The sequence below is a fragment of the Ochrobactrum sp. XJ1 genome, assembly GCF_024701725.1.
Lineage (GTDB): Bacteria > Pseudomonadota > Alphaproteobacteria > Rhizobiales > Rhizobiaceae > Brucella > Brucella anthropi.
Window position 1 is genome coordinate 76,926 of record NZ_VDGD01000001.1, and the last position, 18,438, is coordinate 95,363.

An 18,438-nucleotide genomic window follows, 5' to 3' on the forward strand; every position below is an offset into this window, starting at 1 on the left:
TTTCTGTTTTCAGTACTAGGCTGACGCATCAGCGAAACTAATCTGAACCTTAACGGACCGCGTACGATCCGTAGCCGCCTGAAAGGCAGACAAGGCTTCCGTCAGGGGAATGGTTGCGGTGATGATCGGTCGAGGATCGATAGCTTTTGATCCGATAAGGCGTACGGCCTCGGCGAATTCTGTATCGAACCTCTGCGAGCCGACAAACTGGATTTCTTTACCCACCATGACGTTGAGAGGCAGGACGGTCGGTCCGCCGACGCCAACCTGTACGAGGGTGCCGAGCGGTCGAAGGCAGGAAATTGCGTCGCCGATGGCCGGTGCTGCAGCAGAGCATTCAAATACCAGATCGACCTTGCCTTTGCCTTCCTGCCAGCGGGCGAGCCCTGTCGGGTCGGTTGCAATATTGACCGTATGATCTGCGCCCATGCGTGCGGCGACAGCCAGAGTGGCGTCCTGAATATCAGTCACAATGATTTCCGACGCGCCGCGTTGTCGCGCTACCGCCACGCAAAGGGCGCCGATCGGGCCTGCACCCGTCACCATGACGACCTTACCGACCAAGCTGTCTGCAATCGCTTCCCCACGATTGGCGGCATGAAGGCAAACTGCCAGTGGTTCAGAGCAGGCTGCGGCTCCCGGATCAATACCGTTCGGGACAGGAAAACACTGGTCCGCCGCAATCACTATCCTGTCGCGGAACATGCCTTGTTGGTGCGGGAGATACATTGCCGATCCCTTGAAGCGCATCGCACTGCAATGGCGCGTCAGACCCTGCTGGCAGAAACTGCAGGTGCCGCAAGGCTGCGAAGGGTTCATTGCAACGAGCTGACCCGGCACCAGCCCCGTCACTCCCTCGCCGAGAGCCTTGATGCGTCCCGAGGCCTCGTGACCTAGGATGATCGGTTCTCGGACACGGATAGTACCAATGCCGCCTTCCAACCAGTAATGCAGATCCGATCCACAAATCCCGCCTGCTTCGACCGCGACCAGCACTTCTCCTGGCCCTGGTGTTCCGACAGGCCGACTTTCGATCCTCAGATCGTCCTGCGCGTGAAGGCAGATCACGCGCGTGTTCGACAACTCAGTCATTTCCACCTCACGGCATCAGCGTGTTGGGCAGCCAGGTCGCCAGAGGCGGCATGTAGCTGACCATCAAAAGGACAATCAGATTGGTGATGATATAGGGAATGATCGCCCTGATCACCGGCGAGAGTGGGAGACGCGCAATATTGGATGCGACAAACAGGCAAACGCCGACCGGTGGTGTAGTCAGGCCGATCATAAGGTTCAGGACCGCAAAACACGCAAAATGAATGGGGTCGATACCGACTGCCAAGGCTAGAGCCTGCAATGGTACGAATAGAATGATCAGGGCTGCAATCGTTTCCATGAACATGCCGACGAAAAGAAGCAGAATGTTGATCAGCAGGATAACGAGAAACTTGTTATCGGTGATGGAGAGAACCGCATTGGCCAATGTCTGCGGAATACGTTCGGCGACGAGAATCCAGCCGAACACATTGGCTGTGCCCACCAGTACGAGAATGCCTGCCGAACTGATTGCACTATCGATGATGATTTTCGGAATCCGGCTTACTGGCAGTTCTCTATAGACGAACAGCCCCACCACCGCTGCATAAAGGCATGCAACCACTGCCGTTTCGGTCGGTGTCGTGATGCCGATCAGCAGGCCACCCACGATCAGTGCGGTCATTGCAATAGCCCAGATCGCTCCGGTGAATGACGACAGCAACTCTCGGGCGCCCTTCCAGTCCTCGCGAGGGAAGTTTTTCTTCTTGGCGATGAAATAGGTCGTCACCATCATGGCAAAACCCATCAGAAGGCCGGGTACCGCACCTGCCAGAAATAATTTGCCGACCGAAAGGCCGGAGAGCGATCCGACGATAATCATCGGCACGCTTGGCGGGATCATCGGGCCGACAGTCGATGAGGCGGCTGTGACTGCAGCGGAGAAATCGGCCGGATAACCAACCTTCTTCATGCCGGGGATCATCATGCCGCCAACGGAAGCTACATCTGCGACTGCGGTTCCTGAAATACCGCCGAAAAGCATCGAGGCTGCGATATTGGCCTGTGCCAGCCCGCCGCGCATCCAGCCCACAAGGGCATTTGCAAAGCGAATAATCCGTTCGGTAATGCCACCGGAATTCATAAGGTTACCAGCCAGAATGAACCCTGGAATGCAGAGCAGAACAAAGCTGTCCATCCCGGCATACATTTTCTGCGGGATGACAACCAAGGGGATGTCCGCGAACAGAAGATAGGCCATCGAGGAAAGGCCCAATGTCACAGCTACGGGCAAGCCGATGGCAAGGCCCAGCACGAACGAGCCAAGAAGAAGGGTCAGGCCCATCAATTTTCCTCCGAATTGGGGATAGGTCGCCCATCATGACGGCCCGAGAGCATTTCAATGATGCGCATCAGTGCCCAGAGACCCAGAGCGACGAGAAGAATGAATTGTGTTGCGTGGACGAAATCCATGCGCCAGCCAAGCGACGGGGCGGTCTGACGGCTTCCGATCATGGTGTAATCCCACGCGGCGGGCAGGAGAATAGCCGCAAAAACTACCGTCAATGCGGCGCTGACCAGTCGCAAAATCCAAGGCATACGTCCGGGAAGGCTTTCGCAAAGAAGGTCGACATTGACCATATCGCCACTACGCAGCGCGAGGCCCGCGCCGAGCGCACCAATATAGAGCAGGCAGAATCTGGTCAGTTCCTCGGTCCAGACCGGGGCGCTGCTCAAAAACGTGCGCGCATAGACCTGCAACAGCACCGCCCCCATCAATAAGAGAAATGCTGCCAGTATCAGAAGGCGACATATGCCTTCCAATCCTTTGAATAGTTTTGTCATGGTATCCTCGACGTGGCAGCTGCCGGATTGGATCCGGCAGCCCCATTATCTCAGTCGTTGAAAACCTGTTCGACCAGGGGACGGATTTCCTGCGGAACAGAGTTGATGACAGCGTCGCGCGCCTTGTCGGCAAAGGCAGCCTGATCCACGTCGACAAACTTCACGCCGCGGCTTTCGAGATCAGTGACGAGTGCCTTTTCGTCAGCGATGAACAATTCGCGTTCGTAAGCCTGCGTGGCCTTGGCGGCTTCCTGCAATGCAGCCTGATCGATCTCCGAAAGCTTGCCCCAGCTTCGTTCCGATATGGCCAGATAGATCCACGAGCGAACGTGTTCCGTCTTGTTGACGACTTTCTGGACTTCATAGAAGCCGCCAGACTTGAAAAGCGCGAGCGGGTTTTCCTGACCTTCGATAGTGCCGTTCTGGAGTGAGGTGAAAACCTCCGAGAAGGCCATCGGGGTTGGGTTCGCACCAAGCGATTGCCATGCGGCGACAAAGATCGGCACATTCGGCACGCGAACCTTGAAGCCTTTCAGCTCTTCCGGCTTTGTTATCTCGCGATTGGCAGAAAGGTTGCGCGGGCCGCGTGCAAAATAGGTCAGCGGGCGAATACCCGCCTTTTCGACGATCTCTGCCTCGATCTGCTTTCCGATTTCGCCGGAGGCAATCTTGTCCATATGTTCAAGCGATTTGTATGCATATGGCAGAGCAAGCAGGGCTGCTTTTGGCGCCCAGTTCTGCAGGCTTTCACCGGTGATGGTCATATCGGCCGTGCCAAGCTGCATGCCGTTGATGACGTCGATTTCCTTACCGAGCGATTCATTCGGATAGACTTCGACGGCAACGCGTCCTTCTGTACGAGATTTGACCTCTTCCGCGAATTTCAGTGCCGCTTTGTGCCAGATATTCTCTTCATTGGCCAGATGGCCGAGCTTGAGTGTTACCTCCTGCGCCAGCGATGTTCCTCCCATGATAGCGAGAACAGCACAGGTTGCTGCCAGACGCGTAAGAATCCGAAATTTCATTGTTTCCTCCTCTGGATAATGTCTTTGCTGTTGCTGTGAACCCTACAGAAAATATTCGGGCCGCTCCTGTTCGATGACAGGCAAATCACTCAGAATTCCTCGCAGATGTCCTCGCATCGACTGTTCGGCCTGGATGGCATCGCCGTCCGCAATTGCTTCCACCACTGCGCGATGTTGTGCAATGAGGCGATCAACCGGGAAATGCATGCTGGAAAGAAACCGTACCCGGTCCATCTGAGCCTTCATCTCGACGACGACGCGCCAGGCTTTTCCCTTGTCAGCTCCCTCGGCCAGGGTGCGGTGAAATATTTCATCCGCCTCCATGAAATCCCGTGCAGACCCGCCAACGAGCTTTTCCTGACAAACGAGCTGGGCTCGCAACTCGGTAACCAACGTCTGATCAGGAGATTGGGCCAGAAGCTTAACGATGTCCGCTTCAACCGCTTCGCGCACGAAGCGCGCATCCATTACGGCCTGAAGTGAAATTTTCGCGACGAAAGTGCCTCGCTGAGGCCGAACCTCCAGCAGCCCTTCATTGGCAAGCTTGATGAAGGCTTCACGCACAGGCTGACGGCTAACCCCATATTGCTGAGCCACATCGGCCTCGGAAATCCGGGTGCCGGGCGACAATGCATTATCAATGATGGCAGCCCGCAGCGTTGCATAAAGCTGATCGACCACACTGACGTGTTTCGGTTGCAACAATGGGCTTCGCATGATTTTGACTCCTCAAATTCCGGATATACCATACTACCATACCAGTCAATATAGGACGTGTTCATACGTCATCCGAACCAAATGATTCCAGAGCCGTCAGAATTGCAGATGTCGAGAAACAGCTAAACGAGTTACGAGAAAACGGGCTGAACCCAAGAAGCTGTGCCTGGATTTCCAGGCCGGATCGTTCCTGTTGACGAAGAGGCAGAAAAATATTGAAACAGCGGACGCTGACAAACCTATGTAACGAACGTCCTACTTGGTGGGGCCTTGAACACGAGGCTCTGGACGAGGTTGTAGCTGCAGCATACGGTTTGGCGGTCGACTTGACGGAAGAGGACGTGCTTGCCGGCCTGTTCGCCCTCAACCAAGAGCCGGCAACTAAACACTAAGAAGGTTGTCGCTCATCAGGCGAAATGTTGACATTTACTGGATCGCTCAGTACCCAGAAGAAAGCTCGAAAATATGCTTGGAATCTCATAAGACGTTGTTTTCGTTTCTAATCTAAGCTCGCGCTGGTGTGCCCGCTCTCCCCCTGTGCCCAAAAACTGCATGTCGCTCTTAATAGGGCAGAACGTCCGCTACCGCCATCTTGGAAGCCACAAGCTGATAGTCCACTCTTGGCCCCATTCCGGCTACTCACAAAATTAATGACCAGTTGGCGGTTCATATCTCTTTCAAGCGCAGGGATATAATAGTTATCGAGTGGGTCGATAATCTTGGCTGACTTCAGTCTGCGGTGCTGAATATCTGAGACATCGGAAACAACTCGGCTGGAAGTCGTCCTTTCAAAGTCCACCCATCTTTTGTACCAAAACCACCTTACTCCGTGAGATGTTCGAAGAAGGTATTTCCTGAATATTCTGAACGCAGTAACCCTTCTTCGCTAAGCCTTGGCATGAGTTCATCCAGCGCTAGCCGCATTGATCCGGTTGAGCCACCCGGCGCGGTTATGAAACCGTCGATCGCACCTGCTTCAAACCATTTACGAATGTCTTGGGCTGCATCATCAACCGTCCCGATTACCTGCCAATGTGCGGCACTGATGACCTCGGGTCTACGCATGAGATCATCAACCGAAAGCTCTTCACGCTGTAACAAACGCCGAAGCAATCCCGCATGGGTTTTGCTTCGGACCTTTTCTGGCGGGGGTGGTAGGTCGGTTGGTCGAATGAGACGATTTGCGGGCCATTCCGATAGGTCGAGGCCGGTCATTTCGTGGATGAATGCGATTTTTCGAGCGCGATCACCTCGCGCATGCGTGTAGGCGAAAAGTTCTTCCGCTTCTTTCCGCGTTGGTGCCAGATAGAGACTGAGACCGGGAAGCAGGCGAACGTCGTCCGACTTTCGGCCATGGAATTGCGCACGGTCACGAAGATTGCGGCGAAGATCGATTGCCGCTTCCATATCCGGGGTCGCGGAAAAGACGGCGTCGGCAACGGATGCCGCAAAGTCGCGCCCTGCCGGTGACGCGCCAGCCTGAATAAGCGGGATGGGAGCATCCTGAACAGAAGGGACATTGAGCGGACCTTTAACCCGGTAATAGGTACCGTCGTGATTTATCGGATTTATGACTGCCGTATCTGCAAAGCGGCCGCTTTCACGGTCACGTTTCAAGGCCGATCCAGGAAAACTCTTCCATAAATCACGCACGACGCTGGTAAATTCGGCTGCCCTTGCATAGCGTTCGTCGGATGAAGGCATTTCCGTCAAACCGAAATTCTCGTTGCCATCGAGTGCCGTGACAATATTCCACCCGGCCCGGCCATTACTGAGCCAGTGCAGGGACTGGACCTGACGGGCAACGACATAAGGCGGCATGAAAGTTGTCGATATCGTGGTCAGAAGACCGATATGCGAAGTCTCCCGCGCCAGCGTTGCCATGACGAGCGTCGCATCCATGCTGCCGAAGCCCGGAGTGGTTTCCATGATCTGATGGTTCATGAAAAGGCTATCGGGACGGAATACGAAATCAAGCTTCGCCGCCTCGGCTCGCCGGGCGATATCGATATAGAAATCTGAACCGAGTGTCCCTTCGATGTTGCTGTCCGGATGCCGCCACCCGTCGCCACTCAGCCAGGTCGGTGCCAGCGACATACCAATGTGAAGTTTCCGTTGCTTACCCATTTCGGGCTCCCGTTAATGCATATAAAAAGCTGTGCCGGCCACGGATGTGACCGGCTGGATTGGCGATTTTACAAAATGCCTAGAACGTGCCCTTGATGCCGACGCCGAATGTGCGAGGCGTGGTCATGCTTGCCTCGATGCCACCAATACCGCGGTTCTGCTGCAGATAGGTCGGGGTGCGCTCATCGAAAATATTCTTCACATAGCCGTAAAGCTGCAGTGATTCATGGAAATCATAACTCACACGCGCATCGGCAATCGTATAGGCGTCCACGACATAGGTCGGTGTATTGGCAAGGTCGGAATAGTAACCGTCAGTGTGGCGAACCTGTCCGGAGATATTGAGCTTTTCCGTTGCATCCCAGCTCGCACCGATGCTGAACATATAACCGGGAGACTTGGCGAACTCGTTACCCTCATAGCGCACATTGCTCGAAATTTCGTCGATTTTGGTGCGGAGAATGCCGGCACTTGTCTTGATCGTCAGATTAGACAAAAGCTGATAGTCGAGCCCCATTTCGAGACCATAGGCATGAGCCTTTTCGGCATTGATCGTATAGGATTGCGCCACACCGGGAGAGACGACGACAGGAATGTTGTACTGGGCGTTCTTGAAGTCCATGTAGAACAGATTGCCTGTCAGTGTCAGCTTGTCGTCGAGCAGATTGGCGCGCGTGAACAACTCGTAGTTCCACAGCGTCTCATCCTCAAAAGGCTTCCACTGCCTTGAATTGAGATTGAGGGAAACCCCGCCGGGGTTGTAACCCTTGCTGACCAGTGCTCCGATCGTCAGATCGGGTGTGACAGCATATGCCAGCGATACCTTTGGCAAGAGCGCGGAGAATGTTTCGTCGTAATCGAGCGGCGTTGGCGCCAGCGCCGATTTTCCGATGCGCTGTACACGATCCTGCTGGTAACGAAGCCCACCGGTCAACGTCCACTGGTCGTCGAGCCGGTAGCTCACTTCGGCAAAAAGCCCCAGATTGTCTTTCGTATCGTCAAACGTCGTCGTGCCTTGAAGCAGCATGAACTCGTCCGACTTGGTATTGGCGTAGAAAATACCGGCGACACCGCTGATGACGTCTTCCTGCTCGCCAAACGTGATACGAGACTCATTGGAAATGTTCTTCTGGTTGATATCGGCCTTGCCGTTATTCGCAATGCCGGTATGGCGATGCACAGACGAGGCGGAATATTGCGCCTGGTTGTAGAATTTCACGCCGTTGCCAAAATCATAGCCAACATCAAGGATGCCTGTATTGGTATCCTGCTTCCAGCTTGGCATGGTCGTGGTCAGATGTTCGAGTTCGTCGAATGGTGCGGACGCTGCTTCCTGGCTTGGACGGTTGGATCGATTGTGGGAATAGGTCAGCTTTGCCGTGAGGCCGGGAATCTCTGCCGGTTCCCACAGCAGTTTCAGCCGCGCATTCAGTGCTTCGAAATCCTGATTTGTCTTTTCGGAAATGAAGTTGGGGCTGATATAGTCGATGAAGGTATCACGGCCCGAATAGTCGATTGCAAGGCGCGCTGCCAGCTCATCCTTGTAGATGGGACTGTTCAGCATGATTGAGGTGCGCTTGGTGTTGTAATTGCCGATCTCGACCTGATAAGCGCCTTCGCGTGTGAATACCGGGTCCTTGGTGTTCACGATGATCGCACCCGCAATCGCATTCGCACCCTGGGATGTCGTCTGCGGGCCACGGAACACTTCGATGCTGTCGAGATCCCACACCGAGGTCGCACCGAAGTAGTATTCATTATAGTTGAGATAATGTCCGTCGAGATTAATCGTGGCGCGCGGCACGGTGCCGCCCCAGAACACATTCTGCCCTGTGTTTGGGCCCTGCGTATCCTGCCCACGAATGATGGGAGCGCCGACGTTGTCGGTATAGATGACGTTCGGGACGTTCGCGATCACTTCAGCCACGGATGAATCGCCTGTCTTCTCCTTGTCGATTTCCTTGGCCGAAATGACGGTGACAGATGACGCCGTGTTCTTGATGTCGCGCGCGACTTTTTCCCCTGTCACGACCACAGTATCAAGCACGATCGCATCGGAGCTGGCTTTCGCAGCCTCCTGGGCAAGCGCAGGCGTTACCACAAATACCGCCAGCGTGAGTGCACTGGCGCTGGACATCAAGCCACGATTCAAACGGATATTCATAAGTCGCCCCAAACATGAGTATATTAGTCATGTTCTGTTAAAGCATAAGGGCATCATTCCGCAATAAGGAATGCATGCCGCAATACAGTATAATATCAAGCCTCCGATATGTGTTGCATGCCCGCAACAGTGAGGGAGGGGCAATTCAATCCGGCTCAAAACCCTCGAGGTCTGCCCATCGCATTCGCAACGCAGAGGGCATGACTTTCCAACGGCTTGTCGCTAAACATCGATTTGCTATTACCGAGGAGGAGGCAAAGCATTTGAACGAGAACGACCTGTCCGATGAGAGCGACACCACGAGTGAAAAACGCTCGGGTACAATACAGTCGGTTTCCATTGCCGCGCGCTTTCTCCGGATTCTGGCCAATGCTGAAACCGAGCTTGCGTTGGGCGAAGTCGCCCGGCGGGCAAAGACGGGCGGCTCGACAGCGCATCGTTATCTGCAGAGCCTCGTCAAGGAAGGCCTTGCAAAACAGGACGCTGCAAGCGGTCTTTACGATCTGGGGCCGACTGCGCTGAGCATCGGCATAGGTGCCTTGAAACGTGTGGACGCTGTGGAGATTGCGGCGCAACACATGAAGGCCCTTTCGCAACGACATGCCGTCAGCGGTGGTGTCGCTATCTGGACAGATCGTGGCCCGACGCTCGTGCGCTGGTATCGAAGTGCGTATTTCTCGGTCAATCCGCTGGCGCTGGGAGACACATTGCCCATCGATAATACGGCTTGCGGTCTGGTTTTTCAGGCTTTTCTACCCAAGGCTATGGTCGATGCAGCGCGTAAGGTACAGCCAGCTCACTTTCGGGGCAGCCCGCCGGCAAAGTCACTGCTGGAACAAGTGCGCAACGAACGATGGTCCGAAATGACCAGCCATCTTCTTTCAAATGTGACAGGGCAGGCCGCCCCGGTCTTCGACGCGCAGCGGGAAATCGTCTGCGTCATGACGACGGTGGCCGATCTTGGACAATTGCGAAGCGAGGACGAGCGGAGAGCGCTTTTTCATGAAGCGTCACTGGTCAATCAGGCAACCGGCGGAAGGATCGTAGACGGGGAGGGTGGCGCCGCCAGCGATTGAAATATCACGGAGATTGCGAGGGCGTTGCTCGGGGGACGACGAGCGGCGTTCCCGAAACCGGATCGGTAATGATTACCGATGCAAGGCCGAACACATCTTCTATCAGCTTTTCTGTAACGATCTCGGATGGAGCGCCTTCCGCCATGATCGCCCCGTTTCGCATGGCCACCAGATGTGAAGCATATCGGCAGGCATGATTGAGATCGTGTAGTACGGCAACGACAGTCCGGCCCTCGCGGTTAAGTTTCGCCAGCAATTCCAGAAGTTCGATCTGATGCGCGATATCGAGATAGGTTGTCGGTTCATCGAGCAGAAGGATCGGTGTTTCCTGGGCCAGCACAAGCGCAATCCAGACGCGCTGACGCTGTCCGCCGGAAAGTTCGTCGACTGAACGGTTGGCGAGGTCGGAAATGCGGGTGGCTTCCATGGCGAGTGCTACCGCTTCTTCGTCTTTCACCGACCATTGTCGCAGAAAGGACTGATGCGGATAACGACCGCGTGACACCAGATCGGCAACGGTGATGCCATCGGGAGCAACCGAGATTTGCGGAAGAAGACCGAGCCTGCGCGCAGCTTCCTTTGCCGGAAATTGGCTTATATTCCTGCCATCCAGCACGACTTCTCCACTGGCCGGTGCAAGCAATCGTGACAAGGCACGCAGCAACGTGGACTTCCCGCACGCATTGGGGCCGACAATGACGGTGAAAGACGCATCGGGAATACTGACCGACAAGTTCTCGACGATGCCCCGATCATCATAGCGCAATGTAACGGCGTCCGCATGCAGGCGTTGCATCATGGTTGGTCGTCCCTGGAGGAAATCATGTGGCTGTTCGTATTGCATTGTAGAACGCATTCTGCAATATGGAGTAATCAGCTCCAGTTTTCGAAGCTGAAGCAGACCGCTCGCTCCTCGTTCGATAACGGCGCAGTGTTTTCCTATTCGAAATGCTGGCTGGTCGCGCATTCGTTCGGAAAGCTTTCCGTCTGAAGATTTCCAATTTGCGTCGGTGGAGAATAGCCATGCAAGCCGCACGTCCGATTTTCTTGCTTCTGGCCACCATGGTTATTCTGTTTTCTCCATATCGGACAGCCATTGGAGCCGAACAGGTCTGGCCCCGCACTGTAAAACATGAAGCAGGTGAACTCACACTGAAAACCAAACCCGTTCGCATCGTATCGACCACGCCCAGCATAACCGGCATTCTGCTGGCTATGGGCGCTCCTCTGGTGGCGACAGCCGCGACGACCCCGAGCCCGCTGACAGATAACAAGGGCTTCTTCCTTCAATGGGCAGACGTCGCCGATGAGCGCGGCGTCGAAGTGCTATATCCCAATCTCGAATTCGACATGGAAGCCATTATCGGTTTTGAACCGGACCTGCTGATCGCATCGGCGACCGGAGCGGATAGTGTCGTCCAACATTACAGTGAATTGAAAGCGCAAGGTATTCCGACGCTGGTCGTCAATTATTCCAACCAGAGCTGGCAGGAGATTGCTACTCAGCTCGGCACGGCATTGGGGTTGGAAGACGAGACCGGCGCGACCATCGCCCGTTTCGACGCGAAGGTTGCAGTGGTGGCTGCAACGATTACGCCGCCCAGCGAGCCCGTCACAATCGTCGGCTACAATATCGGCAACAGTTACTCGGTCGGCAGAATTTCGAGCCCGCAGTCACAGCTACTGCAAGCATTGGGTTTCAAGGTCGATGGCTTGCCCGACACGGTAGCCAAGGATGTCACACGCCGGTCCGATTTCGATTTCATTTCCCACGAGAACCTCTCGGCAGCGATCACAGGCAAGAGCATTTTCCTTTTGCGCGGCTCACAAAATGACGTCCAGGCATTGTTGAAAGATCCAGTATTGGCGAACCTTCCTGCGGTCCGCGATCATAACGTCTATCCTCTCGGACCATCTTCTTTCCGTATCGACTATTATTCCGGTCTCCAGATGATCGAGGCTGTCGCGTCCAATTTTCGCAAATGACGTCAAACAGGATGCAGTTTGTCATGCCATTGCAGAAGAGGCGTGTTAGGGGCCTTATTGTTGCCGCCGCCGTTTTGACCGCAATGGCGCTTTGCAGCCTTGCTCTGGGCTCCCGGTCAATCGCCCTTAGCGAGACCATCCATGCGCTATGGCAGCCTGATTTTTCGAACGACGAACATCTTGTCGTTCGCGAACTGCGTATCCCGCGCACTATCGTTGCAATCATTGCCGGTATGGCCCTTGGAACCGCTGGCGCCATCATGCAGGCTGTGACGCGCAATCCGCTCGCCGAACCGGGATTGCTGGGGATCAATGCAGGTGCAGCCGTCGCAGTTATTCTGGGGATCGTGACCTTTAACCTGACGACAATGGCGCAATATGTCTGGTTCGGATTTGCGGGCGCTGGTCTTGCTGGAATTGCCGTCTTCATTCTCGGAGATGCCCACGGCAAGGCGAATAATCCCGTGCAACTGGTGCTGGCCGGAGCCGGATTGTCGGTTGTGCTTGCGTCGGTCACGGGTATTGTTGTCATCAATGCACCGCTCGCTGTCCTTGACCAGTTTCGTCACTGGGCCGCAGGCTCCGTTGAGGGGCGCGGCCTTGATGTCGTCGTCATTCTGGCTCCAGCAGTCATCGCAGGGCTTGCCGTGGCGATGTCGATCGCCGGTAACCTGAATGCAATGGCGCTGGGCAGGGATTTTGGTGCTGCGCTGGGCGTCAACCTGCATGTAACCTGGCTTTTGGCCTGTCTTTCCGTAATGCTTCTGGCAGGTTCTGCCACTGCTGGGGCTGGCCCCATTGCGTTCGTCGGACTGGTTGCGCCGCATCTGGCCCGGACCATCACCGGCCCGGACTATCGTTGGATACTGCCATATTCCGCATTGCTGGCTTCCATCCTATTGCTTGGCGCTGACATCATCGGCAGACTGATTGCAGCACCTTCGGAAGTTGCGGCCGGGATTGTCTCCATGTTGATCGGCGGGCCTTTCTTTATCTTTGTCGTACGCAAATTCCGGCTGACAAAACTATGAGCAGTTCAATGAATATGTTGCGAATAGGTCCTGTTTCTGTTCGCTGGAAATCGCGCCCATTGATGATCTGCTGCCTCTTGGTTGCAGCCATCCTGCTGCTTGCGGTTTTCCACATCGCAACAGGCACAATGTCATTCAGCTTTTCCCAGGTCGTCTCGAGTCTTCTTGGCGGAAGCGACAATGCGACCGCCGACCGTATAATCCAGCGCGTACGTTTACCTCGCCTTGTCACAGCCTTGTTTGTGGGTGCTTCACTCGGTATGGCAGGCTCGATCTTCCAATCAATCTCGCGCAATGCCCTTGGCTCGCCCGACGTGATCGGCTTTACGACAGGTGCAGCAACCGGCGCCATTGCACAAATCATATTGTTCAATGCCGGTCCGCTTGAAACAGCGCTTTCAGCCGTTGCAAGTGGAATGGCGGCGGCAGTTCTTGTGTTTATGTTGGCTGTCAAAGGTAGACGAACCGGTGGCTATCGGCTCATCCTTGTCGGAATTGGCGTGGGAGCCATTCTTTCGGGCATCAATACTGTACTCCTGGTTGCGGGCGATCTGGACCAGGCCGCGTCGGCCCAACTCTGGCTATCGGGATCACTCAATACAAGAAGCTGGGCACATGCTGTCCCGGCGATGGCCGGATTCGCGGTAACCGTGCCGTTGGCACTTTACTACGCCAAATCTGTCAATCTGCTGGAAATGGGCGATGATGCAGCATGCCAGCTCGGCATCCAGCCGGAGCGTACGCGTCTGACAATGGTGTTGGTCGCGGTCACCCTGACATCTGTTGCTACCGCATCCGCCGGACCGATTGCCTTTGTCGCTCTGGCAGCGCCACAATTGGCCCGGCGTCTGACAGCGAGTTCGAATGTCCCACTGATATCGGGCGCGCTCATGGGGGCTACCCTTCTGGTCGGCGCTGACTTGTTAAGCCAGCATGTGCCATTCGGCATCAAAATGCCGATTGGTCTTACGACCGGACTATTGGGTGGACTTTATCTCCTCTGGATTCTTGCTTGCCACAAAAACGTGTTTAGTTCTAGTTGAGAAGCAACGTAAATCAGCCAACAGACAAATCACTACAGAAGCTGTGTTCTACGACAGCCGGCGTCTAAAACACTCATAAGTTTCATGATTCAGGTCCGGTCGCATCAAAATTAGTGCGCTTTTTGCGATGACGCCGCCCCACACCTGCGTTTCGTCGGCATTGATATGCTACGGCCGTCGATCCGATGGTTCAGCCCGAAAATGATAGCGTCTATTCTCGGCCGTCAGTTTCTGAAGGAGTTGTGGAATGCGCGGCGCGGATATTTTGGTCCAAATGTTGATTGGCTATGGCGTGGAGACAATCTTCGGGGTGCCGGGCGATACCAACGTGCCTTTTTATGAAGCGCTCCAGCAACGTGAAGGCGAAATCCGCCATGTTATGGCGCGGGATGAACGCTCTGCTGGTTACATGGCCGACGCCTATGGCCGTTTTTCCAATAAGCCCGGTGTTTTCGAGTGTCCGTCAGGTGCGGGTGCTATGTATTCGCTGCCGCCGGTCGCTGAATCGAATGGATCGTCGATACCTGTCATTCTCCTGACCATTGATATTCCTTTGCCGGGAGAAGGGCGCGGTGTTCTCACCGAGCTTGATTGCGCCAAACTGTTCGAGCCTGTAACAAAGCTATCCGTTCAGGTAAAATCTGCCGAAAAACTGCCAGAAATCATCCGTCGCGCGTTTCGCGTCGCTTGTTCCGGTAAACCGGGTGCGGTGCATCTCCAGATCCCTGAGGACATGCTTCTCGCTGAGGTCGATCCCGCGCGCATTTCACTGCACATTGAAGAAGAGTGCAAAACTTTCCCGGCTTTTCCGACATTGCCGCCAAAACAGAAGCTGCATGAACTGCTCGAACTGATTGCCAGGGCTGAGCGCCCGCTGATCGTTGCGGGCGGCGGTGTCAATCGCGCCAGAGCGGGCGATCAGATTTCAAGGCTGGCCGAGAAATACAACATTCCCATGTGTACGACGATGACGGGGCAAGGCGCGATTGATGACGATCATCGTCTGGCCATCGGGGTGATCGGCGACAATGGTTATCATCCCCATGCCAATTGGGCTTTGGAACATTCTGATTTTACCCTTTTTGTCGGATCACGCATCGGCTCTGTCGTGACGATTGGCTGGACCTTTCCCAAGATCACGCTCAATCGGCGCCTTGCACAAATCGATATTTCGCCTGAAATCATGGCCAACAACTATGAGAATTTGCTCTCCATTCAGGGCGATGCATTGCTGGTTCTTGAAGAATTACTGCAGATCGAGCTGACGATTGAACCGAAAAAGCATGATGGCTGGATCGAGGAATTGAATGCTCGCAGGCGCATATTCTGGGAACATGCTGAGGAAGCTTTGAACGATGAGCGTGTGCCTTTGCGTCCTGAACGGGTTGTGCGTTCCTTCAATGATGCATTGAGCCAATCGGGACAGCCAGCACTGATTTATTCTGATGCAGGCACACCAACGCCCTACATGACACGTTTCTTGAAGATCAACGATCAGGAAACACGGTTTGCCATTCCGCGTGCTTTTGGTGGTCTTGGATCAGCACTTCCAGCTACGGTGGGTGCATGGCGTGCTGATCCAGACAAGCGTCCCATCGGATTGTTTGGCGATGGTTCTTTCGGCATGACGGTGGGCGAGCTTGAAACGCTGGTGCGCTTGCAGGTGCCAGCGATCCTTATCTTGTTCAACAATGCGACATTTGGCTGGATCAAAAGTTTGCACAGGTTGAAAGGGCACAATCAATGCTTTGGCGTCGATTTTCTTGCTCCCAAAGGTCAAGCAATCGCCGAAGCCTATGGCCTGAAAGCATGGACGGCAAAAACCGCCGATGAGGTTGATATAGCCTTGGCGGAAGCTTTTGTGTGGAAGGATGGCCCTTGCTTTGTCGATATTCATGTTGAATCGATCGCTGACCGAGTGCCGCCGGTTTATTCATGGCTTTTAAAGCGTGGTGAAGACCCGCTTAATCTCAAGCCTGTTGAGCGTTCTTACGTCTGAGCCGTTTTTGAACGCCATTATTTACGACGCTACAGGCAGAGAATGTCTGTGGCGTTTTGCTTCAGTAATAAACCAATCGCGGAACAGCCGGACATTTTTCGAACCCTGACGCGCCTGCGCTGAGCAAAGAAAATAGCTCTCGCCAGATGTCTGCACGCGCTCAAGTGCCAGTTTGAGTTTTCCTGACCGCAATTCTTCCTGCACAAAAATTCTGGGCGCGATGGCGAGCCCCATACCCGCCACGGCGCATTCGATAATAACGTCATGCGTTGGCAGACGCGGACCAAAAATGCGCTTGTTGTAATGGATGCCTGCGCCGCGCAGCCAATGCAGCCACAGGCTGGGTCTGTTTGAGTTCTGGATCAGTGGAAAGTCGAGCAATTCGACGTCTCCGGCCAGTCCGTTTTCGGGCACAATGTCAGGTGATCCGATCACGACGAGCTCTTCAGGGAACAGTAGATGGCTACGCACATTGGCCCAATTGCCAATACCGCGCAGTACGGCAAGATCGAGATCGGACTTCCCCCAGTCGAGATCGTGGGAGCAGGGAAACACCTCAAACCAGATTTGCGGATGAGATCTCGCAAAGGTGCTGATAATACCCGGCGCCCATTTCCGCATCAGTGTCGGCGGCAAGCCCACTTTGAGCAGGCTTTGCGTTTTATACCCACGGACTGCATCCATCGACACTTCTTCAAGCTTTGCCAGAATGCGCGAAACTTCCTCGTAATAGTTCTGCCCCTCTTCGGTCAGAACCAGCCGTGGTCCAGCGCGTTCAAACAGTTTAAGCCCGAGAAAAGATTCAAGATTTTGTATCTGGCGGCTCACTCCGCTTTGGGTCATCCCGAGATTTTCCGATGCGCGCGTGAAGCTCAGATAGCGCACTGAAGCATCGAAAGCGTGCAGAGCCGAAAGGGATGGAAGAAAGCGGCGCATTGGGTAACCTCAGAATTTCATCATGAGTTTAAGTCATGCATAATCCAATTTTCAATGCTTTTATTTGATGAGAAAGCGCCGCATTCTTATTAAAAACAAACATAAGGGAACACGATGGACTACGGTGATAGTATCGACCGAAATCTGGTCAGTATCCTGGAGGAAAACGCACGTCTCCCGGCGAGTGAGTTGGCGCGGCGCGTGGGTCTTGCCCGGTCGAGTGTTCAGGAGCGGATAGGCCGCCTGGAGCGTCGTGGCGTCATATTGGGATATCGGGCTATCGTCCGCAGGGCGAAGGATGACAACAGCATTTCGGCCTATTTGTTTATCACTGCCTCGCAACGCATTGTGCAGCGCTTGTTTGCAGCCTTGCGCGCCTATCCGGAAATCCTGACCGCTGATGCTATTAGTGGCCCGGCCAACATATTGTGCCGGGTTCATGTCGGATTTCTTGAAGATCTGGAAGCACTCATCGAGGAGCTGGCACAAATCGAAGGTATCGAGAACGTCAGTTATTCGGTGGTACTTTCCAATAAGTTTAATAGAGAAAGCAGTCTGGCGCATTCAAGCGCCCAATAATATTCGACGGAATGCTCGATTCAAAAAGAGGGAAACAACAATGAATAGACGTAAGTTTATCCAGACAACGCTTTTGGGTAGCGCAGCGGTCATGCTTGCTCCCGGCTTTTCGTGGGCTGTCGAAGACGGTGCAACACTGAAATCCATCAAGGACCGGGGTGCCCTGCGTATCGGTGTGTTCAATGGTACACCGCCTTATTATCAGAAAAATCTCGCTACCGGCGAATGGGACGGCTTCTGCGTTTCCATGGGCAGGGACTTGGCCGAATATATTGGTGTTCCGCTCGAAATGGTCGAAACCACCTGGGGTAATTCCGTCATGGACCTTCAGGGCGGCAAAATCGACATCATGTTTGCCCTCAGCAACAATCCTGAGCGCGCGAAATCCGTCGATTTCACCGAAGCCATGATGGATAACGTCTTCACCGTCATCACCAACAAAGACCGCGAGGTCAAAAATTGGGAGGAATTGAACAAGTCGGAAATCCGCGTCACGGTTGATCTCGGATCAACACAGGATCTTTTCGCCCGCAAAACCTTACCTAATTGCACGCTCGTTGCGCTCAAGGGTGCGGATGAAACAGTTATCGCACTACAGTCTGGCCGGGCAGATGCGATTGTGCAGGTTGCTCTGATGTCCGTGGTGACGGCGCACAAGCTTGGCAGCAAGTTTAAGGTTTTTGTTCCAGAGCCGCTGGATAGCCAGCCAACGACGATTGGTGTGCGCAAAGACGAAAAGGGCGAATTCCGCGACTACGTTGATGTTTGGCTTAAAAAGCGCCGCGAGGAAGGCAAGGTCAATGAATGGATTGTCAGCAGCCTGTCGCTTGTTGGCGTGCAGCCATCTGACCTGCCGCCAACTCTGAAGTTCTGACGCG

16 protein-coding genes are annotated in these 18,438 nt (G+C 54.4%); 7 read left to right on the forward strand and 9 right to left on the reverse strand.

The window, feature by feature from the left end; genetic code table 11:
- Nucleotides 1–15: 15 nt before the first annotated feature.
- The 7 genes from FG152_RS00405 to FG152_RS00435 form a co-directional block, all read right to left on the reverse strand.
- A complete protein-coding gene (locus tag FG152_RS00405) occupies nt 16–1,092 on the reverse strand; it encodes an L-idonate 5-dehydrogenase (RefSeq protein WP_036563512.1) in 1,077 nt (358 codons plus the stop codon).
- A 7-nt stretch (nt 1,093–1,099) separates the two neighbouring features.
- Nucleotides 1,100–2,377, reverse strand: coding sequence for a TRAP transporter large permease (locus FG152_RS00410; protein WP_036577572.1), 1,278 nt, complete (start codon nt 2,375–2,377; stop codon nt 1,100–1,102).
- Entirely contained in the window at nt 2,377–2,877 is a 501-nt protein-coding gene (locus FG152_RS00415; RefSeq protein ID WP_010659272.1) for a TRAP transporter small permease, read from the reverse strand. Before FG152_RS00415 ends, FG152_RS00410 begins: the two co-directional genes overlap by 1 nt.
- 50 nt (nt 2,878–2,927) lie before the next feature.
- Nucleotides 2,928–3,902, reverse strand: a complete 975-nt coding sequence (locus tag FG152_RS00420; protein WP_010659271.1) for a TRAP transporter substrate-binding protein — start codon at nt 3,900–3,902, stop codon at nt 2,928–2,930.
- Between the two features lie 42 nt (nt 3,903–3,944).
- Entirely contained in the window at nt 3,945–4,619 is a 675-nt protein-coding gene (locus FG152_RS00425; protein ID WP_029926471.1) for a GntR family transcriptional regulator, read from the reverse strand.
- 822 nt (nt 4,620–5,441) lie between these two features.
- Complete coding sequence (locus tag FG152_RS00430; RefSeq protein ID WP_010659268.1) at nt 5,442–6,746, reverse strand: NtaA/DmoA family FMN-dependent monooxygenase; 1,305 nt, start codon at nt 6,744–6,746, stop codon at nt 5,442–5,444.
- Nucleotides 6,747–6,825: 79 nt separating this feature from the next.
- Nucleotides 6,826–8,910: a TonB-dependent receptor gene (locus tag FG152_RS00435; RefSeq protein WP_010659267.1), complete on the reverse strand. Its 2,085-nt coding sequence runs from the start codon at nt 8,908–8,910 to the stop codon at nt 6,826–6,828.
- 263 nt (nt 8,911–9,173) lie between these two features.
- Between FG152_RS00435 and FG152_RS00440 the strand changes: the two genes are divergently transcribed.
- The gene (locus tag FG152_RS00440; protein ID WP_010659266.1) at nt 9,174–9,986 is read left to right on the forward strand and encodes an IclR family transcriptional regulator; all 813 of its coding nucleotides are present in this window, start codon (nt 9,174–9,176) and stop codon (nt 9,984–9,986) included.
- 4 nt (nt 9,987–9,990) lie between these two features.
- Here FG152_RS00440 and FG152_RS00445 read toward each other — a convergent pair whose 3' ends face one another.
- Nucleotides 9,991–10,785: an ABC transporter ATP-binding protein gene (locus FG152_RS00445; RefSeq protein ID WP_010659265.1), complete on the reverse strand. Its 795-nt coding sequence runs from the start codon at nt 10,783–10,785 to the stop codon at nt 9,991–9,993.
- A gap of 224 nt (nt 10,786–11,009) precedes the next feature.
- On the opposite strand from FG152_RS00445, the gene fepB reads away from it, so the two are divergent.
- From fepB to FG152_RS00465, 4 genes are all read left to right on the forward strand, one after another.
- Complete coding sequence (gene fepB, locus FG152_RS00450; protein WP_010659264.1) at nt 11,010–11,972, forward strand: Fe2+-enterobactin ABC transporter substrate-binding protein; 963 nt, start codon at nt 11,010–11,012, stop codon at nt 11,970–11,972.
- A 23-nt stretch (nt 11,973–11,995) separates the two neighbouring features.
- Nucleotides 11,996–13,003, forward strand: coding sequence for a FecCD family ABC transporter permease (locus FG152_RS00455; RefSeq protein ID WP_085982304.1), 1,008 nt, complete (start codon nt 11,996–11,998; stop codon nt 13,001–13,003).
- Nucleotides 13,004–13,011: 8 nt separating this feature from the next.
- Nucleotides 13,012–14,046, forward strand: a complete 1,035-nt coding sequence (locus FG152_RS00460; protein WP_226622633.1) for a FecCD family ABC transporter permease — start codon at nt 13,012–13,014, stop codon at nt 14,044–14,046.
- Nucleotides 14,047–14,293: 247 nt separating this feature from the next.
- Complete coding sequence (locus tag FG152_RS00465; RefSeq protein WP_010659261.1) at nt 14,294–16,045, forward strand: thiamine pyrophosphate-binding protein; 1,752 nt, start codon at nt 14,294–14,296, stop codon at nt 16,043–16,045.
- 21 nt (nt 16,046–16,066) lie between these two features.
- On the opposite strand, the gene FG152_RS00470 is transcribed toward FG152_RS00465, so the two are convergent.
- Nucleotides 16,067–16,981 (reverse strand): LysR substrate-binding domain-containing protein, encoded by a 915-nt coding sequence (locus FG152_RS00470; protein ID WP_010659260.1) that lies wholly within the window; start codon nt 16,979–16,981, stop codon nt 16,067–16,069.
- 114 nt (nt 16,982–17,095) lie between these two features.
- On the opposite strand from FG152_RS00470, the gene FG152_RS00475 reads away from it, so the two are divergent.
- Together FG152_RS00475 and FG152_RS00480 are read left to right on the forward strand one after the other, a co-directional pair.
- Nucleotides 17,096–17,560, forward strand: a complete 465-nt coding sequence (locus FG152_RS00475) for an Lrp/AsnC family transcriptional regulator (protein WP_010659259.1) — start codon at nt 17,096–17,098, stop codon at nt 17,558–17,560.
- A gap of 40 nt (nt 17,561–17,600) precedes the next feature.
- The gene (locus FG152_RS00480) at nt 17,601–18,434 is read left to right on the forward strand and encodes a transporter substrate-binding domain-containing protein (RefSeq protein ID WP_010659258.1); all 834 of its coding nucleotides are present in this window, start codon (nt 17,601–17,603) and stop codon (nt 18,432–18,434) included.
- Nucleotides 18,435–18,438 lie beyond the last annotated feature (4 nt).